The sequence below is a fragment of the uncultured Victivallis sp. genome (assembly GCF_944391105.1).
GTDB lineage: Bacteria > Verrucomicrobiota > Lentisphaeria > Victivallales > Victivallaceae > Victivallis.
This window is the reverse complement of sequence record NZ_CALXSK010000051.1, coordinates 20203-28828: the sequence shown is the minus strand read 5'-3', so window position 1 is coordinate 28828 and position 8626 is coordinate 20203. Positions and strand designations below refer to the sequence as shown.

Here is an 8626-nt window from a genome sequence, read left to right as displayed (position 1 = left end):
TCCGCAGAAAAGCGGGAAGAGCCGTTCGCGTTTTTGCGGCTCTTTCCCCTCGCGCCGGCCGACCGCAGCCGAGTCCGACTCCGCCCCGTACCCGGCACCGGCACCCTGCCGGACGCAGGGGGTGCGGGGGGCGGCGGAAACGCCCCCCGCTGCCCACGACTCTGCAACGTTCCGGAAGGCGGAAACGCCCCCAGCCTCCCACTAGACGGTAACGGTAAAACGACAGGAACAGTTCATAAGAATAAATACAGGTTGACCAGATGAAACGACACACACTGGGAATTCTGCTGGCGGTTCTCTGCCTTGCGACGGCGGGCGGAGCCGGGGAGCTGGAGCTGCCTGCTCCGGAGAAATGGGCGTCGATCGGGGAGGGAACCCGGTTGGAGGCGGTGGACGGGATCTGGCGGGTCGTGCCGGGAACGGGCCGGGAGACGAGTGTCTGGACGCGCCCGGTACTGGCGTTCGAACCGGCGAAATACCGGGTTCAATTCCGCTACCGGCTCGGGGAGGGGGAGCTTCACTTCATCATCAAGCACGGCAACGACACCTACGCGCTGCTGGAGAAACGGCTTCCGGCGACAGGGGGCGAATGGCGGGAGTTCAAGGCGGAGATGGAGGAGAGTTCCCCGGGTGTGCACGGATCGGTCTGGTTTCATGTGGCGCGACCGACCGAGATCGCCGATTTCCGGCTGGAACGGATTCTCTCGGAGTCCGAGAGAGCGTCGGCGGAGCGGATTCGAGCCATGCCGGTGCGTCAGGCGGAACCGGTTGCGCCGGAAGATTCTTCTCTGCCGGATTTGAGCGACGCCTTTGTGATTGCGCAGGAGTGGCATTCGTGGTTTTACGCCTCGTCGGCGCCGGAGGGCGGAGATGATTTCTTTCTGACCTGGGGGTATCACGACGGGCGCAGCGAATACTTTACGAGTTCGGGGCCGCTCTGGCGGCGGGCGGGGGCGGATCTGATTTATCCGTACCTCGGCTTCTATTCGTCCGGAAATCCGGAGGTGATCCGCTGGCAGCTGCGCTGCATGAAGAACAGCGGGCTGGACGGGGTGCTCATGCAGCTCTACCCCGATCCGGCGAAGGGGCGGAAATTCATGAATCTCGAACACTTCGAGCAGTGCCTCAAACAGGCGCAGGAGGAGGGGTTCCGGCTCGGGATTCACGACGAAATCCAGTTCATGCCCGCGTCAGCGAAAGAGATCGACGCATTTGTCGAGCGGGCGCTCTCGGTGCTCTCGCTGGCGAAACGCTATCCGGACGCATTTCTGCGGAGGAACGGACGGATCGTCTATCAGTACGAGGCGTGGGGTCTGCCCTACTCCCCCGACGAGCATCAGCGGATCATGGATGCGGTCGAGAAAACGTTTGGCGAGCCGGTTTACTGGATGGTATGCGGCCCGGCGGAGAAGATGGTTCAGGTGGAAGGGCTCGCCTGTCTGAAACACCCGGCCAATGTCTGGACGCACTACCGGCAGGAGGGAACGAAAACCTACGGCACGGGCGGCGACCGGTGGGAGGCGGAGAGTTTTCCGCCGGACGAAGCGGTTTTCTGGAATCGATGGGTGGAAAGCGTGCGCAGGAGTGCCGAACTCGTCGCCGAGGCGAATAAAACCCGGAAAAACAAACTTGAGCACGCGGTCTGGATCTATCCGGGATTCAACAACGCGGGGCGCTGGGCGAAGGTTCCGAGTGTGCTGCCGGAACGTTCGTTCGACCGGAGCGAATACTTTGTGCGGGCGATCCGTACGGCGCTCGAGGCGGCCGGGCCGGGAGCCATCGTGAATCTCTCGTCGTGGAACGACCGCGAGGAGAAGACCGCGCTTGAGCCGTCGTGGAGCAACGAGTCGCCCGATCCCTTTGCGATGGTCCGGCTGCTGGCGCGGATGAAGCATCGGGAGTTTCAGGAGCCGCCGCTGCCGCCGAAGGAGTATGTCGACCCGTGGATGTGGAGCGTGCTTTACGGCATCGACCGGACGCCGCCGCGGATCACAGGGATCCGGCTGCATGTTTCCGAGGCGAATCTTGCGGTGGATGCGGTCGATGACCTGAGCGGTCCGGTGCGGGTCGAGGCGAGTGCCGCGCCGCTGGCGGTTTCGACGCGGGAAGTGCCGGTCAAACCCGGAGAATCGATCGCATTGACGCTTCCGGTGCCGAAGCGGCCGGAGGGGTGCGGCGGAGTGTTCCTCGGAATCAAATACCGGGCGGCGGAAGGTACGTCGCTGGTCTGTTCGCTGAACTATCCGCGCCGGGTGGAACGGGGGCTGTTCCGCGGGAACGGCGCGGCCGCGACGACGATTCCGGCCGGGCCGGTGCTGCATGGCCGGGGCGGGGCGCGCTGGCACGCCGTCCGGCTGCCGAACTTCCGGGTGGAACCGGATCGTGCCGGGGCGATTGGCGTGACGATCCGCCATCCGGGCAAAGCCGGCGGGGGGGACGTGGCGGTCATCGAACAGCTGGCGATTTTCCCGGAGGAGATCGTGAATGAAACCTCGCGCGGGTTCGCGCTGCCGGGTGCGGGGAAGGAGGTGCGCACATTTGTGGTAGGGTTCCCCGATAAACTTCTGCCGCGCAACTTCACGGGGATTCCGATTGCGCTTCAGGCCGTCGACGCGGAGGGGAATCGCTCCGCCATTCAGATCTTCGACCTGTCGGAACGGGAGATGAATTCCGCGCTCGGCGGGTGGAGCATCGAGTGTGACGAGGTGTTCTGGCGCTGAGCGGACACGGCGAAGGCGGGAGGTTTTCGGGAAAGAGAACTTCTGCTGTTGCACAAAACGGAAATGCGGGGTATATTCTCTTTGAACCATGGAAGCAAGGAGAGTTTGCCATGACGAATACACGCAGGGAATTACCCGAACCGGCTCCGCTCTGGCGGATTTTTGAAAACATCTGCAGCATCCCGCACCCGTCGGGACACGAAAAGGCGCTCGCGGAAGCACTTTCCATGTTTGCGCGCGAACGGGGGCTCGCCGTGCGCAGCGATTCGTGCGGGAATCTCCGCATCGACCGCCCGGCTTCTCCCGGATTCGAAGAGCGTCCGACGGTGATTCTGCAGGCGCATCTGGACATGGTTCCGCAGGCCGGGCGCGGGAGTTCGTTCGACTTCACACGCGACCCGATCCCGACCGTGATCGAGGATGGCTGGATGCGTTCCGCGGCCGGAACCACGCTCGGGGCGGATGACGGCATCGGCGTCGCGGCGGCGCTCGCGCTGCTGACCGACGGGGGATTCCGGTCGGGGCCGCTCGCGGCGGTGTTCACGCTCTCCGAGGAGGTGGGGTTGAACGGCGCGGTTGCGCTCGATCCGGCGTTTCTCAAGGGGGATTATCTGCTGAATCTCGACTCCGAGGACGAAGGGGAACTCTTTATCGGCTGCGCGGGCGGTGCGCGGCTTGAGGCGGATTTTGCGATCGAAACCCGGGACGTTCCCGCGGGAGTCGCGGGGGCGCTTCTTGAGGTGAAGGGGCTCGCCGGGGGGCACTCCGGCTGCAACATCGCAGACCGGCGCGGCAACGCGGTGCGCTTTCTCGGGCTCGCGCTCAAAGCGGCAGGCGAGGCTGTGCGCGTCTCTTCGATGCACGGCGGTTCGCTCGACAACGCGATTCCGCGCGAGGCGGAGGCGGTTGTCGTGCTGAAGCCGGAAGAGTTTGAACCGGTCCGGGCCCGCCTGGCTGCGCTGGTTGAACGGCTGCAAAAGGAGAATGTTCTGCCGGAGGCGTTTGCAATTGAGCTGGCGGAGGCCCCGCTCCCGGAGACGGTCTGGACGGATGCATTTCAGAGCCGGATTGTCCGGGCGCTCGCAGACTGCCCGGACGGGGTGCTCGAGATGGACGCCCGGTTCGGGATTCCGCGCACGAGCACGAATCTCGCGGCGGTGCTGGAGCGGGACGGGATGATTGTCCAGCGCACGAGTCAGCGCAGTCTGATCGATGCGGAGCGGCGGACGGCTTCGGAGCGGGTCGCGGATCATTTCCGCCGCCTCGGGGCGACGGTGAGAGTCGACAGCGAATATCCGGGGTGGACCCCCGCTCCCGAATCGAAGCTGCTGAAAACCGCATCTGCGCTTTACCGGGAGCTCTTCGGCGTGGAGGCGAAGGTGAAGGTCATTCCCGCCGGACTTGAATGCGGGATTTTCGCGGGGAAGCGCCCGGGGCTCGATATGATTTCGTTCGGGCCGACGGTGGTCGATCCGCACAGTCCTGCCGAGCGGGTCGGGCTTGAAAGCGTCGAACGTTTCTATTCGTTTCTCGGGGCGCTGGTCTCCGCGTTGTAATTGAAATTCAGGAGCGCCCGAGCAGGGCGTTCCGCCGCGCCGCGAGCCGGTTTCGTGCGTCCGGTTCATCCGGGGCGAAAAGGGGGTATTCGCTCCGGATCGATCCCGCGAGCTGGAATGGAACGGTGATCCAGAAGGGATAGTTCCGGTCGGAGAGCTCCAATTTGACCGGGATATGAACCGTCGACGCCGGGAAGAGGCCCGGCGTGATCCGGATTTCCAGAACGTGTCCGCAGAATTCGCGGGTCATGAGAGTCTGCCGGTTGCCTGGCGACATCTCCCACCCCTCCGGCAGCTGCCATTCGGCGGAAAGGGAGAGGCAGTTGAACATGCAGTCGTGAAAGCCCAGTTTCAGCGTCTGCGTCTCGCCCGGGGCCGTGACGGGTCCCTTCCCGTATTCCACGGTGAACGTCCCCCAGAGAAGCGGGAAGTCAAGTGCTCTGGAAGATTTTGACAATACGCGTTTGGCACACTCTGTTCCGTCCGCGAGCCGTTCGCGCAGTTCGGCGTCGACGACGGTTTCGCCGTCGGTGAGGCGCATGAGCGTCGGATTTGCAAAATCGGTTTCGAGTTTGCAGCAGAGAACGCGGTCGGTCAATTCGTCGAGTGTTTCGGGCAGATTGAGCTGATAGGGATTGACCGCGACGGTTTTGATTCCTTCGCCGATCGGAGCGGTCCAGGTTTCCGGAATGCGGGAGCGTCCGAGGATGATTCCGAGCACCGCGCCGCAGGTGGCGCCCGTGCAGTCCGTGTCATCGCCGCAGTTCACGGCGATGCAGATCGAGCGGCCGAAGTCGCCGCGTCCCCAGAGCAGTCCGACGACGGCGAAGGCGACGTTCGCGGGCGCCTGGAACCAGCCGAGATCCCGGCTGTCCTCGACGATGCGTTCCCGGGCGGTTTTCCAGTCGCTGCCCGCCGCGAACTCGGCCCGCGCGATTCCGACGCTGCGCGCGACCCGGCAATCTGCGGGAATGCGGGCGAGCGCGATGTCGATGAGCTTGTCCACGTCGTTTTCGACGAATGCCGCCGCTTCGAGTGTCGCCGTGAAGATTTCCGCGTAAATGCCGTCATCGGCATGATCGACGCAGGCGTCCATCCAGGCGAAGGAAGCGACCTCGTCGGGTTCTCCGGGGAAGAGGCATGCCCAGATTTCCGACCGGATCCAGGCGCCGTTGCTGTTCTTCCACTGATCGTTGCTGCAAAATCCCGAGAGCGGCGGGAGCAGGCCGTTCACCATGTTGAACTTGCCGATGCCGTACTCATTCCACGGACCGGTGATGAACCGCAGCCAGTATTCGCCGAGAATGCGTTCGTTCAGGTTGTAGATGCCGTGATCTTCGACTGCGCGCAGCCAGACGAGTTGCAGATCGAGGTCGTCGTTCGGGGCGGGATTTCCCCGGAGATCCTGAACGTACCCGGTCACATCGAACGTCTCGCGTCTCCCTTCCATCGGGGCTCCGAGGGTTCCGCCGATGTTTTTTCCGGTCCAGCAGCCGAGTACCTTGTCGCGGTACTCTTTCCGATTCATGAAACTTGCGCCCGGCGTCTGTTTGTAAAACACTTGATTGCCTCCTTGAATTCCGATTGCATTCGGGTTGATTACAGAAAATTATACCACCGTTCCCGCACGGAAACAAGCCCGTTTCCGATCAATGCTCCGCAAATCTCCGCAACCGGATTTGCATCCCTGTTGTTCCGCGTGTATCGTATGAAAAACGAGGGTTCGGAGGGATGAAACGGACGTTGATGAAGGATCTTGCCGCGGCGGCGGGGGTGTCGGTTTCGCAGGTGTCGCGCGCGCTCGGGCAGAAAGGGGAGGTCGCTCCGGAGCTGCGGCAGCGGATTCACGAGCTCGCACGGGAGATGAACTATCGCAACTGCGCCCGGAACCGCCCCCGGACGATTGCGGTTCTGTGCGGTTCATTCGGCGAGTTCAGCTCCGGAGTGCTGAACGGGATCGAGCGGGAAATCCGCAGCCGCGGCTGGCGGATGGCGGTGATTCCGTTCCGCAGCATCGAATTGTTGAACGACCGGCTGTACGACGGAGCGGTTGGGCTGCCCGGCTGCGATCTGGCGCGGAGCTGGCATGAACGGCACCGGATTCCGCTGGTGCTCATCAACAACTACGGCTGGATGCCGGACCGGGTCTGTTCGGTGTTTCCCGATTCGAACGGTGAATCCCGCCTGGCGATGGAACACCTGATCTCTCTCGGCCACAGGAAGATCGGCCGTATCCGGCTGGTGCCGGAGAGTGCGAGCGAACGGGAACGGAACCGGGGGCTCGATGAGTTTCTGCGCGTCGCCGCCAGACACGGAATCCTGGAGAGCGTGCGTTATGTGCCGATGCCGGACTGGAGGGCGCTTGAGGCCGAACTTCCGCGCATGCTCGAAGACGGATTCACGGCGTTCATCGCGGTTTTCATGGTCGAGACACAGCGGCTGATGAATCTGATCCGCCGTTGCGGCAGGCGGATTCCGGAGGAGGTTTCGCTTGTGAGCTACGAGGATGGGGCGCTTTCGCCGTTTCTGGATCCGCCTGTGACCGCGCTCGAATATGATTATGGCGGGTTGGCCGCTCAGGCTCTCGATCAGCTTGGAGCCGAGATCGAGGGGCGCGGCCGGCTCCGGGCGATCGTGGTTCCGGGGCGGCTCATCGTGCGCGGTTCGACCGCCGCGGCTCCGGGAAGAAGCAGTTGAGGTTTGACGGAGTGAAACCAATTTGAATATGAGGGCATGACAATGGATATCACGAACCGACTGAATTTCTGGGGAAAGGGGCAGCTTGCCGCGTATTCCGGGCTCGACGGCGAAACCGACTTCCGCAACGGAATCGTGCTGCGAACCCGGGAGGAGGCGGCGTTCGACCTCGTTCTCCCGGGCAGGGGAGTTCTGACGCTCGCGGCGGGGAAAAAGCCGGAACGCTGTTTTCTCGCATCGGACTGCTTCGAGGTCGACGGCGTTTGCGGCGTTCTGCCGGATTGCCACCATCTGCTCGTCGAAGGACCGGTCTCGGTTGAACTTGCTGACAGGACGTTCCTGGTGGAGCGGAAGGGAAAACGGACGCTGATCGGAACGGCCGCTTATTTCCGTCCGGAACTGCTTGACGCGGATCTGCCCGGCATCTTCGCCGCGCGGCGCGCGTGGTTTGCGGCGCTGCCTGATTTCGGTGTCACGGATCCGGTGCGGCTCGGTGCGCTTGCGAAGGCGTATTCGCAGTTGAAGGGGCAGATCAACTCCGCCTGCCCGGAGATCCCGTACGCCTGGACAACCCCGGACCGCTGGCCGCATCGCTGCATGTGGCTGTGGGACTCGGTGTTTCATGCGATCGGGCTGCGCCATTTCCGCCCGGAGATTGCGCGGGAGAGTTTGCGCGCGGTGCTTTCGCAGCAGCGTTCCGACGGGATGATTCCGCACATGATGTCCCCGGACGGCGCCTCTTCCATCACCCAGCCGCCGGTGCTGGCGTTCGGTGTGGCGATGGTGCAGGAGGTTGCGCCGGATCCGGAATTTCTGCGCGAGGCGTTTCCCAAACTCGAACGCCACCTGGAGTGGATCTTCGCGAACCGCGACAGCGATGGAAACGGCCTGGTCGAGTGGTTCATCGAGGAGAACCCGCTCTGCCGCAGCGGCGAGAGCGGCATGGACAACTCCCCCCGTTTCGACTCCGCCGTCCAGCTTGACGCGGTGGATTTCAACAGCTATCTTTCGCTCGAGTGCGAAATTCTCGCGTCCTTCGCCGTTCAGCTCGGGCTGGCCGACCGCGCCGCTCACTGGGCGCTGCGGCACGAAACGCTCAACGCGCTCATGAACCGGCTGCTCTGGTGCGAAAAAGAGGGGATCTACATGGATCGCGATGTGAAGAGCGGTGCATTGACCGGCGTCGCCGCCTCCTCGGGATTTCTGCCGCTCCTCTGCGGCGCGCCCGGCCCGGAGCAGGTCGAGCGCCTCGTTGAGAATCTGAATGACCCGGCCCGTTTCGGGACTGCGCTCAGGATTCCCTCGATCAGCCGCGACAACCCGGCCGCCTATTCGAAGGATATGTGGCGCGGGCCGGTCTGGATCAACATCAACTACCTCGTCGGTCGCGGGCTCGAACGTTGCGGCCGCCGGGAGGAGGCGCTGCGGCTGCTGCGCGAAACCGTCCGGGCCGAAGAATTTTTCCAGCACAGATACGGCACATTCTTCGAATTCTACGACGACCGCGGCGAATGCGATCCGCCGCAGCTGCTGCGCAAAGGGAAATGCGCCCCGGAAGAGAGTCCGTATCACCAGGTCTTTTTCGACTACGGCTGGTCGGCCTCGCTCTACATCGACATGGTTGCACAGCTGTCGCGCTGAAGTGGAGCCGGG

6 protein-coding genes are annotated in these 8626 nt (G+C 63.4%); 5 read left to right on the top strand and 1 reads right to left on the bottom strand.

Features of this window, described 5'->3' with window-relative positions:
• The 3 genes from Q0K10_RS13470 to pepD form a co-directional block, all read left to right on the top strand.
• On the top strand, positions 1 to 205 hold a 205-nt coding region (locus Q0K10_RS13470; RefSeq protein WP_294507962.1), incomplete at its 5' end, for a hypothetical protein.
• A 55-nt stretch (positions 206 to 260) separates the two neighbouring features.
• Complete coding sequence (locus Q0K10_RS13465; protein WP_294507961.1) at positions 261 to 2720, top strand: hypothetical protein; 2460 nt, start codon at positions 261 to 263, stop codon at positions 2718 to 2720.
• A gap of 110 nt (positions 2721 to 2830) precedes the next feature.
• Entirely contained in the window at positions 2831 to 4276 is a 1446-nt protein-coding gene (gene pepD / locus Q0K10_RS13460) for a beta-Ala-His dipeptidase (protein WP_294507959.1), read from the top strand.
• Positions 4277 to 4283: 7 nt separating this feature from the next.
• Here the strand turns inward: pepD and Q0K10_RS13455 are convergent, their stop codons facing one another.
• Positions 4284 to 5837 carry an ADP-ribosylglycohydrolase family protein gene (locus tag Q0K10_RS13455; protein ID WP_294507958.1) on the bottom strand — a complete coding sequence of 518 codons (1554 nt, stop codon included), beginning with the start codon at positions 5835 to 5837 and terminating at the stop codon, positions 4284 to 4286.
• A gap of 170 nt (positions 5838 to 6007) precedes the next feature.
• On the opposite strand from Q0K10_RS13455, the gene Q0K10_RS13450 reads away from it, so the two are divergent.
• Positions 6008 to 6973 carry a LacI family DNA-binding transcriptional regulator gene (locus tag Q0K10_RS13450; protein WP_294507956.1) on the top strand — a complete coding sequence of 322 codons (966 nt, stop codon included), beginning with the start codon at positions 6008 to 6010 and terminating at the stop codon, positions 6971 to 6973.
• Positions 6974 to 7015: 42 nt separating this feature from the next.
• Positions 7016 to 8614 (top strand): trehalase family glycosidase, encoded by a 1599-nt coding sequence (locus Q0K10_RS13445; RefSeq protein ID WP_294507954.1) that lies wholly within the window; start codon positions 7016 to 7018, stop codon positions 8612 to 8614.
• Positions 8615 to 8626 lie beyond the last annotated feature (12 nt).